At 65.1% G+C, this 13,072-nt stretch carries 11 protein-coding genes; 5 read left to right on the forward strand and 6 right to left on the reverse strand.

The features are described 5' to 3' along the window. Positions 1-14 precede the first annotated feature (14 nt). The 5 genes from ACPDIX_RS01495 (at position 15) to ACPDIX_RS01515 (ending at position 5,581) form a co-directional block, all read left to right on the forward strand. The gene (locus ACPDIX_RS01495; protein ID WP_423429998.1) at positions 15-1,130 is read left to right on the forward strand and encodes a hypothetical protein; all 1,116 of its coding nucleotides are present in this window, start codon (positions 15-17) and stop codon (positions 1,128-1,130) included. 64 nt (positions 1,131-1,194) lie between these two features. Next, positions 1,195-2,691 carry an exodeoxyribonuclease VII large subunit gene (gene xseA / locus ACPDIX_RS01500; RefSeq protein WP_423429999.1) on the forward strand — a complete coding sequence of 499 codons (1,497 nt, stop codon included), beginning with the start codon at positions 1,195-1,197 and terminating at the stop codon, positions 2,689-2,691. 163 nt (positions 2,692-2,854) lie between these two features. Beyond that, positions 2,855-3,928: a M42 family metallopeptidase gene (locus ACPDIX_RS01505; RefSeq protein WP_423430000.1), complete on the forward strand. Its 1,074-nt coding sequence runs from the start codon at positions 2,855-2,857 to the stop codon at positions 3,926-3,928. A 91-nt stretch (positions 3,929-4,019) separates the two neighbouring features. Continuing rightward, positions 4,020-4,490 carry a Uma2 family endonuclease gene (locus tag ACPDIX_RS01510; protein WP_423430001.1) on the forward strand — a complete coding sequence of 157 codons (471 nt, stop codon included), beginning with the start codon at positions 4,020-4,022 and terminating at the stop codon, positions 4,488-4,490. Continuing rightward, entirely contained in the window at positions 4,487-5,581 is a 1,095-nt protein-coding gene (locus ACPDIX_RS01515) for a cellulase family glycosylhydrolase (RefSeq protein ID WP_423430002.1), read from the forward strand. The genes ACPDIX_RS01510 and ACPDIX_RS01515 overlap by 4 nt, the downstream gene beginning before the upstream one ends. A 49-nt stretch (positions 5,582-5,630) precedes the next feature. On the opposite strand, the gene ACPDIX_RS01520 is transcribed toward ACPDIX_RS01515, so the two are convergent. The 6 genes from ACPDIX_RS01520 to ACPDIX_RS01545 form a co-directional block, all read right to left on the reverse strand. Then, entirely contained in the window at positions 5,631-7,133 is a 1,503-nt protein-coding gene (locus ACPDIX_RS01520) for an amino acid permease (protein ID WP_423430003.1), read from the reverse strand. Between the two features lie 274 nt (positions 7,134-7,407). Continuing rightward, a complete protein-coding gene (locus tag ACPDIX_RS01525; protein WP_423430004.1) occupies positions 7,408-8,856 on the reverse strand; it encodes an ammonia-forming cytochrome c nitrite reductase subunit c552 in 1,449 nt (482 codons plus the stop codon). Positions 8,857-8,886: 30 nt separating this feature from the next. Further along, positions 8,887-9,351, reverse strand: a complete 465-nt coding sequence (gene nrfH, locus ACPDIX_RS01530) for a cytochrome c nitrite reductase small subunit (protein ID WP_423430005.1) — start codon at positions 9,349-9,351, stop codon at positions 8,887-8,889. A 346-nt stretch (positions 9,352-9,697) separates the two neighbouring features. Then, positions 9,698-10,363, reverse strand: a complete 666-nt coding sequence (locus tag ACPDIX_RS01535) for a YceI family protein (protein ID WP_423430006.1) — start codon at positions 10,361-10,363, stop codon at positions 9,698-9,700. Positions 10,364-10,433: 70 nt separating this feature from the next. Then, entirely contained in the window at positions 10,434-11,801 is a 1,368-nt protein-coding gene (locus ACPDIX_RS01540) for a Gfo/Idh/MocA family protein (protein ID WP_423430007.1), read from the reverse strand. A 153-nt stretch (positions 11,802-11,954) separates the two neighbouring features. Further along, on the reverse strand, positions 11,955-12,842 hold the full coding sequence (locus ACPDIX_RS01545) for a ThuA domain-containing protein (RefSeq protein WP_423430008.1): 888 nt from the start codon (positions 12,840-12,842) through the stop codon (positions 11,955-11,957). Positions 12,843-13,072 lie beyond the last annotated feature (230 nt).

Consider the following 13,072-nt stretch of genomic DNA (forward strand, 5'->3'; position numbering starts at 1 on the left):
GCGATCCCGTTCCCATGCCATGGTCCGACCTGTTGCTTCCGGCGCTTCCGGGGCAGGCGGCCATCGAATTGTCCGGCTGGCTGGTCACGCGCAGAGGGGAACCTCTGTTGTGGTTGCCCAACCGGACCGAGCTGGCCCGGGCCGTGCTGTCCCTTTATCCAGCCCAGACCTTTCCCGCACGGTGCGCTCGGGCCTTGCTGGCACGGACTGTCGGCCGGTTTCGGTTACCCGGCCTGAGGCGGTGGGAACTGCGGTTCCGGGCCGATGCACCGTTCCTGCAGGTGTTGCGGGATCCTGCGGCCCCTCACCGGGTCCGTCCCTTCGGCCTCTTTTGCGGGAACCCGAATGCAGCCGGGCGCAGGTTGCTGTTTCTGTGCTTTTCACCGGACGGGCGGCCTGAGCAGGTCATCAAGGCCGGCAGCGGTCCTGCCGCCGTCAGGCGCCTCCAGGCCGAGGTGAACGTTTTGCAGACCATCGGTGCCGATCGGCTCCACGCGCCCCCCGTGGAGTCCGTCTGGGAAGGGGAACATGCCCTGGCCATGGTCCAGCCCTGGGTACCCGGGCAGGCTCCGCGGGGACTGCCGGTCGAGTGCCTCGGCACCCTGCTCGGCACCTGGCTGGACCGTCAACGGCGGGTGCGTCTGGCCGAACTGCCGCCATGGCAACGGTGTCGGGCCCGTCTGGCACAGACCGGCTTCTCCTGTCCTTGGATGGAGGAGCTGGGCCGGCTGGAGGTGCATCCGACTGTGTTGCACGGCGATTTCGCACCCTGGAACCTTCGCCACGATTCCGTCACGAACCGCTGGTGGGTCCTGGACTGGGAGCGGGGCGAACCGCTGGGTCCGCCCGGGTGGGATTGGGTGTACGGGTTGGTCCAGACCTGGGTGCTCGTGCATCGGTGGAAGCCGTCGCGAATCCTGGATGCCCTCGCAGCCAGTGTGGATGCACCGCCGCTGCGCGACCACCTGGCCGCGGCGCATGTCGAATCGGTTCGCCTCCCGTTGGTGGCGGCCGGACTGCTGTTCCACTACCTGGAGTGGCCGCCAACGGAGGGCCGATCCGCGTGGGAGGGGATCGTCCACGGCCTGGTCGCGCGCGTCCGGGCGCAGGTCCCATACGGAAGGAGCTGAACCGTCCGGGGGGGCGACAGCGCGCGTTGCCTTCGGCACGTTCACCCCCCAGACTGAAGGCCGCATGGGCCGTGGTGTGAAAGATCAGTGGGACTTCGGCGAGTTGTTTGCGCCGGAGCAGATGCGCCGGGTCTGGACCGTCAGTGAACTGACCCTGCAAATCCGGCGACTGCTCGAGCAGCAGATTGGGCAGGTTTGGGTCGGCGGGGAGATCAGCAACCTCCGCATCCAATCCTCCGGCCACATTTATTTCACACTCAAGGACGCCGCCGCACAGATCGCCTGCGTGCTGTTCCGGGGGGAAAACATCACGCGCCGGGACCTCTTGGCCGATGGACAAAAGGTGGTCGTTTGCGGTGACCTGACCGTCTACGAACCGCGGGGCCAGTACCAGCTGGTCATCCGGGCGCTTGAGTTCCAAGGGTTGGGTGCCCTACAACTGGCCTTCGAGCAATTGAAAAAAAAGCTGGCCGCCGAGGGGCTCTTCGCCCGGGAACGAAAGCGTCCCCTGCCGCCCTACCCCCGCCGCATCGGCCTGGTCACCTCACCCACGGGCGCCGCCATTCGGGATGTCCTTCACGTGGCCCGGCGGCGGAATCCGATGCTGGAATTCGTGCTGGTCCCGTGCCGCGTTCAGGGCGATGGCGCAGCCGGCGAGATCGCCGCCGCCATCCGGCTGCTCAACGAGTTCGCGTTTGCGCCCGTGCCCGAGCCGCCTCCGTCCCAGGGGTTGCTTCGCGTCCCCCCGCCGCGGCTCGACGTCATTCTGGTCACACGGGGCGGCGGCAGCCTGGAGGATTTGTGGGCCTTCAACGAGGAGGTGGTCGCCCGGGCCATCGCGGCTTCGGCCCTTCCGGTGGTCTCCGCCGTGGGGCATGAAATTGACTTCACCATTAGCGATTTCGTGGCCGATGTTCGCGCCGCCACGCCAAGTGCCGCCGCCGAAATCCTGACCGAAAATGTCCATGCCAGCCGCGACTTCCTGGCCCAGGTCCCCGGCCTGTTGAAGGACCGGCTGCTCCGGCACCTGGACCGCTCCCGGGAGACGTTGTCCGCCTGGTTGACCCGGCTCCAGCGCGTGCATCCCCGGCGGCGTCTGGAAGAGGCGTGGCAGCGTTGGGACGAATTGATTGCGCGATTGCAGCGCGCCCAATGCGCCACGCACACCCTGCGGCTGCAGCGGTGGCAGCACCTGGTGCATCGTCTCCACCAGGCGCGGCCGCTCGCACGGCTTCAGCACCAGCGTCGGCTCCTCGAAACTGCCTGTGCCCGGCTCCGTCAGGCGGTCCGGCATCAGCTCCAGCACCGCAACCAGCGCTGGTCGGCGGCGCGAAGCCGCCTGGCGCTCCTCGGTCCGGAACAGGTCCTGGCCCGGGGTTACTCCCTGACCTTCGACGCCGAATCGGGTCGGCTCATCCGGAGTGCCGGCGAGGTGCAACCGGGCCGCCCCATCCTTACGCGCCTGCACCGGGGCAAAATCCTCAGCCGCGTCGAACATACGCAGCCGCCTGACAACGCATCCTCCCGTCCCGGCAGGGAGTCTGAACCCCGCAAAACCTGAGCGGCCGGCGGCGGTCCGGCTCGCCCCGCGGTTCCGGTTGTGACCAGGCGGTTACCTTGTTGCGCCGGGCACCATCCCGGGGGACTGCTCGACGAGCCCGGCCTGGGGGTGGGTACTCAGCCGGTCCTCGACGAACCCCTCTGTCGTTCCTTACCCTGCCGGTATGCGAGAGGCGTCCCTGGAATTCCTCAAACAACTGGTCAACACCCCCAGTCCGGTGGGGCATGAACTTCGCGGGCTGCAGGTTTGGTTGGACTACGTGCGGCGGTGGGCGGACGAGACGTTCTGGGATGCCTACGGCAACTGTGTGGCGGTTTTGAACAAAGGCGGCTCGCCCCGGCTGATGTTGGCGGCGCATGCGGACGAGATTGCACTGGCCGTGCATTACATCGATGACCAGGGCTACCTCCATGTGCGGCGTCTGGGGGGAGTAGACCCGGTGGTTTCGGTGGCGCAGCGGGTGATCGTCCACACCCGCCGCGGGCCGGTCAGGGGAGTGATCGGCAGCCTGCCCCCCCACCTGCTGAAGGACGAAGGGGAACGCAAGCCTCCCAAGATCCACGATCTGTTCATCGACATCGGGGCCACCAGCCGGCGTGAGGCCGAACGCAGGGTCCGCATTGGCGACCCGGTCACCCTGGCCGATGAATTCGAACTGTTACACGGCGATTTCGCCGTGGCCCGCGCCTTCGACAATCGGATCGGCACTTTCGCCGTGGCCGAGACCCTGCGGCTGTTGCGGGAGTCCGGTGCCCGGCTCCAGGCAGAGGTCTGCGCTGTGGCCAACGTGCAGGAGGAGGTCGGCCTCTTCGGTGCACGCCAGATCGCCTACAGCCTGCAGCCGGATCTCGCGCTGGTCGTGGACGTCACCCATGCCACCGACTATCCGCAAGTCAACAAGGCCAAACACGGCGATGTCCGCCTGGGGAAAGGTCCCACCCTCACCCACGGCGGTTGCAACCATCCCGCGCTGGTGGAGCGACTCGAGGCCCTGGCCCGCAAGGCCCGAATCCCGATCCAGCACGAGGCCATGTCCAACACCAGCGGTACGGACACCGACGCGATCTTCTGGACCCGCGGAGGAATTCCCAGCGCCCTCGTCAGCCTGCCCAACCGTTACATGCACTCGCCCGTGGAGGTCATTCACTTGGGCGACCTGGAGGCGATCCCGAAGCTGCTGGCCGAATTCGCACGGTCTCTGAAACGCGGCGAAACGTTCCGGCCCGCCCTGCGTTGAAGCGATTCCCGGACAGCCGCGCCTGCCGGAGCCGTTCGCAGGGCTGCTTGCGTCCGGCGGGTCCCCGCCGTAAGGTGGCGCAGCAAGGGTCATGAGCGCAGGTTACGAAGAAATCCTCGACGGGATGCCCACCCTTCGTGCTCCCCCCGGAGAACGTCACGAGCGGATCTGCCAACGCCTTCACGCGCGCGTGGCCGCATCTCTGGCGGCCTTTCCCGCCGCCCAATTGCTCGCGTGCCGGGCACGCATCCAAATCACACCGGACACGGCCATCCGCCCGGACCTGGCGGTCCTCACCACGGCAAACGCAAAACTCTGGTTGGCTGCCGAGGTGATCAACCCGGCCGATCACCACACCGACACCGTGATCAAAAAGGCCCTCTACGAGGAGATCCGGCCGGCCCGGCTCTGGATGATCGATCCCCGGTACGACAACGTGGAGGTTTACCACGCCACGCCCTACGGACTGGCGCTGCAGACCATCCTGGCCGGGTCGGAGCTGCTCACCGAGGCTCTGTGGCCATCGTTCGAAATCTCCATCCGCGAGCTGTTCGGTCCATGACCCGCGCGGGTCTGCTGGGGTTGACCGTCTGTCTCGTGACAGGAATCGCCGGCTTTCCCTCGGAGGGCACTCCCCCGCGCATCCGGGTCAGCCCAACCGGCCCGATCTTTCTGTGTCCGGAGGGCCAACCCTTTCATCCCTGGGGTTTCAATTACGATCGCGACCATCGGGGCCGCCTCCTGGAGGAGTATTGGGAACGAGAATGGGACACAGTGGCGGCCGACTTTGCCGAGATGAAACGGCTCGGAGCCAACACGGTCCGCATCCATCTGCAGGTGGCCGCGTTCCTCAAAGGGCCCGGGGAACCGGATGCAACGGCACTGCGCCGGCTTCGCCGGTTGCTCCGGCTGGCGGAGCGCAACGGACTTTTCGTGGACCTGACCGGGCTCGGGTGTTACCGCAGGACCACCGTGCCCGCATGGTACGACGCGCTGTCCGAGTCCGATCGGTGGCGCGCGCAGGCCACCTTCTGGCGGGCTGTGGCGCGCACGGCCCGCTCCAGTTCGGCGGTCTTTTGTTACAACCTTATGAACGAGCCCTTCGTGCCGGCACAGCCCCGACCGGCCGGGGACTGGCTGGCCGGCGAGTTCGGGGGGTTCAGCTACGTCCAGGCCGTGACACGGGATCCGCAGGGGCGGCCCCGGGCGATCGTGGCGCGGGATTGGGTTCGATTGCTCAAACAATCCATCCGCGCCGAGGATCCACAAGCCCTGGTCACGGTGGGTCTGCTCCCCGAGCGCCGTCGCACGGACTCGTTTTCCGGTTTCGATCCCGAAATGATGAGCCGGGAACTCGATTTCCTGAGTGTTCACCTTTACCCGGATGAAGGGCGGTTGTCCGAGGCGATGGAAGTCCTGGATGCCTGTCGCTCTGACAGGCCGCTTGTGGTCGAAGAGATCTTCCCCCTTCACATCCGGGCGGAAAACCTCATCCGGTTCATGCGGGAGCACGCCGACCAGGTGGCGGGTTGGCTGACGTTTTACTGGGGGCAACCTCCGGAGGAATTGGCGGCGGAGGGAACTTTCGCCGGTGCGATCCTGCACGACTGGCTGGTCCGCTGGCAACTCATGAAGCCTCCGTGGCGCCGTTGAGCCGCAGGGTTCGGTCCGCCCGTTGCAGGCGCTTGGGGCAGCTGGCGCGCTATCGCGTGTCTTCACGGTGGTCGGCGCCCTGCCGGGCCAACACGCTGTGCCGCCGGCCATACAAGAAATACACGCACAACCCCAGCGCCATCCAGACCAGCAACCGGGCCCAGGTATCAGGCGGCAACCCGACCATCAACCAGCCGCAGAAAAACACCCCCAGCGGACACACGAGCCAAAACACCGGCACCCGGAAAGGCCGCGGGATGTGCGGATCGGTGAACCGGAGGGCAAAGACCCCCCCGCAGACGATCACAAAGGCCAGCAGCGTGCCAATGGAGACCAGCTCACCCAGCAGACCGATGGGCAGCAACCCCGCCAACAACATGGCAAAGCACCCGGTGAGGATGGTCGCCCAGTAGGGCGTTCGAAACCGTGGATGCACCCGGGCAAACAGCGGCGGCAAAAGGCCGTCGCGCGCCATGGCGTAGAAGATCCGGGGTTGACCCATCATCATGACCAGGATCACGGAAGAAAGTCCCGCAAGGGCACCGACCTTGATCAGTGTCTTCAACCAGGAAAAGCCCGACCCCAGCGTGTCGATCGCGACCGCCACGGGCGCGCCCACGTCGAGTTGGTCATACTTCACAATGCCGGTGAGGACGCCGGCCACCGCGATGTACAACAGGGTGCAGATGGCCAGCGAACCGAGAATGCCGATGGGCATGTCTCGCTGCGGGTTCCTGGCCTCCTGCGCGGCTGTGGAAACCGCGTCAAACCCGATGTAGGCAAAGAAAATCACACCGGCTGCACGCAGCACGCCCTCCCAGCCGAACCGGCCCGGACCCTCCGACGGCGGGATGAACGGCTGCCAGTTTTCCGGGTTCAGATGCGCCACCCCGACGGCCAGGAACATCAGGATGACCCCCACCTTCACCGCCACGATGATGTTGTTGAACGTGGCCGATTCGCGGATGCCCAGAACCAGCAACACGGTGATCACCCCGACAATCAACATGGCAGGGACGTTCAGGATGGCCCCGGTCCGGGTCCAACCCTCGGTGAACACCCGCCAGAGATTCCAGCCCGCGTCGGGCGGAACCTTGTGATCCCAGGGTGCCGCGGCCCATTCCGGCGGAATCACGATTCCGAAGTCCGCCAGAAACGAAACCATGTATTCCGACCAACCCGACGCGACCGTGGAAGCCGCAAAGAGGTATTCCAGAATCAGATCCCACCCGATGATCCAGGCCAGGAGCTCCCCCATGGTGGCGTAGCTGTAGGTGTAGGCAGAGCCGGAAATGGGGATCATGGAAGCGAACTCGGCATAGCACAATCCGGCAAAGGCACAGGCCAGTCCCGCCAGCACGAAGGAGATGACGATCGCGGGTCCGGCGTAATTGGCAGCGGCCTTGCCCGTGAGAACGAAGATGCCCGCCCCGATGATCGCCCCGATACCCAGCAACACCAAATTCCATGGGCCGAGGGCACGGTGCAGGCTCTGGTCGGTCAGGGCCTCCCGCTGCAGATCTTCCACTCGTTTCCGGCGCAGCAAGCTCATCTGGTGGTCTCCTTTGTACGGCCCTGCTTAATGCGGGTTTTCGCCCGGTTCAGTCAAGGAAATGGCGCCCGAGGCCGCCGGCTCACCCGATCCTGGCCTTGAAGAACAAGGCCGGCCCGCCCTCTGCCACCCCTGGCTCACGCTCGAAGTGTCCACGGACGGCATGCAGCGCCCGGCCGTCTGCGGCACGAAGAGTCGTGTCCCGCACGCACAGGACCCCTGGCGGTACGGCTGGTGCGGTGCGAGCCGGGTATGCGTCCCGCCACGCCCATGTTCAGAGGTCGTTTGCCTCGTCCCGTGCCAGCGCAGCGGTGGTCGGTCCCCCGCTGGTGGCCAGTTTTCGCAACGCCGTCTGTCCACGGCGACAGAAGTCGATCGCCTCGGCCAATATCCGGGCCGCCTCCTCCGGGGCATGGAAACCGGTCGAGTTCTCAGCCTCGATGAAGTCTATGTAGAACTGCGCCTTGCGATGATAATCCAGGGCCTCCTGCAGTCCGCGTTCGTCCAGGCCCGCTTCCCGTGCGGCCCGGATGTCGGCAATCAAGTCCATGAGGGCGTCCAGGGCCCGGTCGCGCAGTTGATGAGTCCGGTCCTGGATGGCATGGACACGGGCCTTGAGCTCGTCTTCAGGCCAGGGATGGCAGGTCTGGCAGGCCCGATGCACGTTCAGCATGGGGCTCCGGACGTGGTGGTCGCTCACCTTGAAAGCCCCCACCCTCTGGTACGGCATGTGGCAATCCGCACAGGACACCCCCGAACGCGCATGGATACCCTGGCTCCACAACTCGAACTCCGGATGCTGCACCTTGAGGACCGGAGCGCCGGTCTCGGCATGGTTCCAATCCTTCACGCCGTGCTCGTCGTAGTAGGCCAGGATCTCCTCGATCTTGATCCCGTGCGTCCAGGGGAAGGTCAGACGTTTGCTCTCTCCCTTGAAGTAGTATTCCACGTGACACTGCGCGCACACGTAGGTCCGCATCTCCTGGCGCGTGGCCATGCGATTGACATCGTAATCGGGGATGCCCTCGCGGGCCTTTAACTGGCGGATCCCTTCGATGAAGGCCGGCCGCGTGATGCGCAACTGCATGGTTTCCGGATCATGACAATCAATGCAGGCCACCGGGTGTTCCACCAGTTTGCGCGCCTCGGCAAACGGCAGGGCATTGAAGCGTTCGAACCCCTTCATGATGTCGCCGTCGCCGAGTTTCTTGTACGCGGTGTAAACCGACGAATGACAGTTCAGGCAGGCACCGGGTTGAGGCCTGGCCTGTCGCCCCGTGAAGGTGGCGTCCTCCAGCATGTAGGCGTGCCCGCGGTCTTCCCGGGTGTCGAGGGCAAAGGCGTATCCGGCCCACAAGGTCTTCAGTCGCGGATCCTCCTCCAGTTTGGACTGCGCCACGACGGAACGGGGATCGGCTTGCGTCGGCGTCCGCGGCAGGGCCTCACTGCCTCCGTACCGCGTCCGCACCTGGTCCACCGTGCGTTTGTAACTGTCGTACTGGATCGGGAAATTTTTTCCCCACACGGCCGGGTCGGTGGTCTCGTCGGTCAGTTCCACCACGCGGAAGAACGGGTTTTGGGCCTCCCTCTTCCGCTCCAGGATGTTGAGCAACAGCGCCAGCGCACCCACCGTCACCAGCGCCGCCAACCCGGTCACCACACCGTATTTCAACAACTGACCGCCGAACCGGCTGCCGATCCTGCTGATCCACTGGTGCCGCATGTCAGAATCTCCTCTCCTTCCTTTGCTGGTTCAGTGCATGTGACCCACGTCCCGGTGACAGTGTACACATGAAAGCCTGTCCCTGGCCGGAAACGCGCGTCCTGCGGGAGCCTCGATGGCGTGCACGATGTCGCCATGACACTTCCGGCACGCCTCCTCCGTCACCCGCAGGTTGCGTTCGGTGATGCGGATGGGATCGGGATACGTGCCCAGGGTGAAATAGTACGAGTGCCAGAAGCCGTTCTGGGCCTTCGTCCACCACTTGGCAACGAACCCTTCGGGGGTGTGACAATCGTTGCAGGTGGCCACGGCGTGATGGCTCGAGTGACGCCACGCATCGTGCTGTTCCCGCATGATGTGGCAATTCACACAGGCGTCCGGATCGTCCGTGAGGTAGGAGTACCCACGGGCATAAAGGAAGGTGTAGGCCCCGGTGCCCAGGGCCACACCGATCATCACGCCCACGGCGATCCCTGCCCATGTCTGCACGCGCATGTCGGACATTACCTTAGCAGACTCGCGCCGCCGGACAACGTTCTCGCAGCGAGTAACTTGACTTATGTCAAAACCATCTCAGTAGAAGTCAAGCAGATGGGCTGAACGACCGTTCCGACGGCATCCGGCTCAGCAGTGCGCCCAGGAAACGCGACATGCCCAAGGGAAAGGTTTTCCGCGCACGGCACGGATTGCCGCTGGTGGCCCGTCCCCGTTCCCTGTGTGATTCTGCCGGCCCGGCCCAATCCCCTGTCAGGTGACCGGCCAGGCAAAAACGACCGGCCCGGAGCATCCTCCGGGCCGGCGCACACATCGTCTGTCGGGCACTGAAAGGTCCCGACCGACATCAACGCGGGAAGACCTCCCACTGGAATTTCACTTTCACCTCATCCCCCGTCTTGATCAGGCCGAGGGCGATTTTCGGCGCGGGCGGCTCGATCTTGAAGTCGGACATTTTGAGCGCCACCTCGCCGCTGACCGTGACGTGGTTGTCCGGGTGAAGCTGGATCTTCACGGGGAAGGTCACGCGGTTGGTCACGCCGGCCACGACCAGATCACCGACGGCCTGGGCCTCGTACAGGCCCGACTCTTTGGCGCCGCCCTCCTTGAGCGTGAGCTCCTGCAGGGTGTACAAGATGCGCGGGTGCTCCGTCTTGAGAAGCTTGCCGTGCATGATGTCGTCCATCGCCGTGCTGTATGGTGTGCCGTCATCCTTGATGCTCTTGAGGGAGCTGACCGGGATGAAGACCTGCGCCCGCACGTCGAGTTTGCCCGGTTTGGCCTCATCGGGTGATTTGGGAAAGTTGGGCCCCAGTTCGAGAGAGCCTCCTATGAGAGGGCTTTCGACCTGCCAGTCATGGATGGTGGAGGTGCCCTCGATGCGGACCTTGGAATGGCCGCCCGGCTTGGGCCCCAGGCGGGTCCAGCCCTCGGCAGCCACCGCGCTCAGGGCAGCCACCAGCAGCCCAACCGACGCAATGCGCAACGATCGGCCGGTCGTTCGAGCACTCACGCCTCGCGCACGGGAGGCGGCCATTTTGATGGGAGCGAGCAGTGTCATCATAAGATTGGACGCGGAGGGTTCAGCTCAATTCAAACATTTCCGGTGCAAGGGCCACAGGTTGACCGCGGACCACGGCTTCGTTGGCCTTGAGGGCCAGCACCGTGGCCCGGTAACCGTCGAGGGCGTCGGCCGCCGGTAGCCGCCGCACCTCCTGGGCCAGATAATCGGCCAGTGCCCGGGGATCGGTGTCGCCGTACAGCGAGGTGAAGTCGCGGACGGCGCTGGTCACCTCCCGGCTGTTGCGCAGGAAGGCTTCGAGGGCAAAGTAGACCGGCGGATCGGCGGCTTCCGTTTGCGCTTCAGCCTGCGCGCCGCGGGTCTTCAGTTTGGAAGCGTCGGCCCGGAGCGAAATGCCGGTCGCCTGGTAAAAGGCATCCTTCTGCGCATACACTTCCCATCCCAGCAGCGGGGCATCGGCCTCCTTGAACATCCAAGCGCTGCTGCCGCGGATCAGCACCGCGGCATCGCTCCCGTAATAGATCTCCGCGTCCGCCTCGTAACTGTTGGCCAGCGTGGCGCTGTACAGCAGGCGCAAGCCATCCGGATATTCCACAACGGCCTGGACCGTGTCGGGCACTTTTCGGCCGTCCCGCCAGAAAGCGACGGTTCCGAATCCATGCACCGCGGTGGGCCAGTGGTTCAGGAACCAACTGACCTGGTCCAACTGATGGATGCCGACCTCGCCCATCAAACCCGGGGAGATCTCCGGAGACAACCGCCAGTTGATCTCGGCCTCCCGTTCCGGATTCGGCGAGGTAAGGCGCCAGCTGGTTTTCTTGTTCCATTGGGCACGAGCCATGGCCATGCGCCCCAGCGCGCCCGAGCGGATGAACGGCAGAAGGAAATGCCGCTGCGGATCCGACCGGAGTTGCAGCCCGGACTGGAACACCTGTCGGTTGTGCTTGAGCGCGGCGCGGGCGATTTCGCGTGCCTCGTCCACCGTATGCGCCAGCGGGACCTCGCAATACACATGTTTGCCCGCCTCCAGTGCGGCCAGCACGATCTCCTTGTGCTGGTGGGTGGGGGTGGCGACCACCACCGCGGTGATGTCTTTGTTCTCCAGCACCTCGCGGTAGTTTTCGGTGGCCAGCGCATCCGGCGCTTTCCTCTGGCTGCGGCGCACCATGGGGGGGTAATTGTCGCAGATGGCGGCGACCTCGGCGGCGGGCAGCCGCAGCAACTGGTCCAGCAATTCGCGACCCCACTGGCCGAGCCCGATCAGCCCCACCTTGACGCGCTCTCCCGAGGGGGGCGCGGGCGTTTCAGCAGCCCGGGCCGCCGGTTTGACCAACCGCACCCCGCCCAGCACCGTGGCCAGCGCCGCCAGGGAACTTCCCCTCAGGAATTCTCTCCGATTCCATTCCATCCCGTGCTTGGTCTCGCTCATAATCCTTTGTCTTCCGGAGGTGCCGCGCTCAGCACCCTTTGCTCCCGCTGGTTCTCAAGGCCTCCCTGCCGTTCTCCCAGGGAAAACCGCCGCCCGCGGACCGGTTCGGACGGTTGGCGTCGTCGGGCCGTTTGGCGCGACATCGGTTTGCCGTCACTGTTCCCGTCCCAGCGCCCAGCGAATGCCACCCAGCAAGTGGCGCTGGAAGGCAACCGCAACCGACGGCGGGTTCCGCCTTTGGCCGTTGCCCTCGGTCCAGTTGGGATCCCACACGTCCTCGCGATGGCCGAGCGAGGTGTAGAACACCCTGCCTTTGCCATAGGTCTTGCACCACGCAATGGGGTAGTCCCCGGGCGTTTTTTCGTTGGGATGTTTGTCCAAGCCCAGCAGGCCGTGCACGGCCGGGCGCTCGAACCCGTCCAGAATGTAGATCTCGTCGAACACGGTCCAGGAACCCGGCAGATGCGCACAGGCCGGGTGTTTCGGGTCCTGGTTGAGCACGTCCACCTGGACCTGCGGACCGTGCGTCTTGAATTCACCACCGATCATTCGAACGTACGGGTGAAACGGCCGATGGCCGCGGAAGGTGTCCGTGGCCGCGTGAACACCCACAAACCCCTTGCCACTGCGGATCCACTCGAGGAACGCGTCCATGTCGGGTATGGGCAGGTCACCCGTGGTGCTGTTGAAAATCACCAGGTCGTACCTGGCCAGTGCAGCCGGGCTCATTTTCTCGGCCAACAGGCGCCGGTTCGCCTCGTGCACTTTGGCCCGGTCCGGCTTGCCATCAGGGCCACGAAACTCGGGCGCATTGGGGTTGATGTTGGCCACTTCCACAACGAAGTCACCGGAATCGTGCGCCAGTTGCGCGATCACCTGGTTGCCGATTTCGATGCTGCTGTGGCGGAAACCCTCCGTCACGCTCACCACCAGCACCTTCTTGGGCTCGGCGGAGGCGGTCACCGTGCCGAGAAAGCCCAGGCCACACACGCCCATCCACGAGGCCAGGACCCACTGGTTCCAACCAAACCGATGTTTCATAAGCTTGCCTTTCGTTTCGAGGGCGACGCCCCATCCATCGGACGATCCCGCCCTCCATGAGATTCATTCACGGAAGGCACGTCAAGCCCGGCCCGTGCACTTGCATTCTATGAAAGGCCGGCCTGAAAAGTCCGGCAAGCGTGCCACCGAAGAGGCATCCCCGCGGCACGCCCGAGACTGGCAGGGCGTGCCGGACGCGGCCGCCCTCCCCTGCGATCCGAGTTCGAGTC

It is taken from the genome of Limisphaera sp. 4302-co (assembly GCF_049537155.1).
Classification (GTDB): Bacteria; Verrucomicrobiota; Verrucomicrobiia; order Limisphaerales; family Limisphaeraceae; genus Limisphaera.

What these genes read in the sequence shown, in the direction of transcription:
- ACPDIX_RS01505 (WP_423430000.1), top strand. Translation starts at nt 2,855, where the DNA reads ATGCGAGAGGCGTCCCTGGAATTCCTCAAACAACTGGTCAACACCCCC.
- ACPDIX_RS01520 (WP_423430003.1), bottom strand. Translation starts at nt 7,133, where the DNA reads ATGAGCTTGCTGCGCCGGAAACGAGTGGAAGATCTGCAGCGGGAGGCC.
- ACPDIX_RS01540 (WP_423430007.1), bottom strand. Translation starts at nt 11,801, where the DNA reads ATGAGCGAGACCAAGCACGGGATGGAATGGAATCGGAGAGAATTCCTG.
- ACPDIX_RS01545 (WP_423430008.1), bottom strand. Translation starts at nt 12,842, where the DNA reads ATGAAACATCGGTTTGGTTGGAACCAGTGGGTCCTGGCCTCGTGGATG.
- ACPDIX_RS01510 (WP_423430001.1), top strand. Translation starts at nt 4,020, where the DNA reads ATGAGCGCAGGTTACGAAGAAATCCTCGACGGGATGCCCACCCTTCGT.
- ACPDIX_RS01515 (WP_423430002.1), top strand. Translation starts at nt 4,487, where the DNA reads ATGACCCGCGCGGGTCTGCTGGGGTTGACCGTCTGTCTCGTGACAGGA.
- ACPDIX_RS01525 (WP_423430004.1), bottom strand. Translation starts at nt 8,856, where the DNA reads ATGCGGCACCAGTGGATCAGCAGGATCGGCAGCCGGTTCGGCGGTCAG.
- ACPDIX_RS01495 (WP_423429998.1), top strand. Translation starts at nt 15, where the DNA reads ATGCCATGGTCCGACCTGTTGCTTCCGGCGCTTCCGGGGCAGGCGGCC.
- xseA (WP_423429999.1), top strand. Translation starts at nt 1,195, where the DNA reads ATGGGCCGTGGTGTGAAAGATCAGTGGGACTTCGGCGAGTTGTTTGCG.
- nrfH (WP_423430005.1), bottom strand. Translation starts at nt 9,351, where the DNA reads ATGCGCGTGCAGACATGGGCAGGGATCGCCGTGGGCGTGATGATCGGT.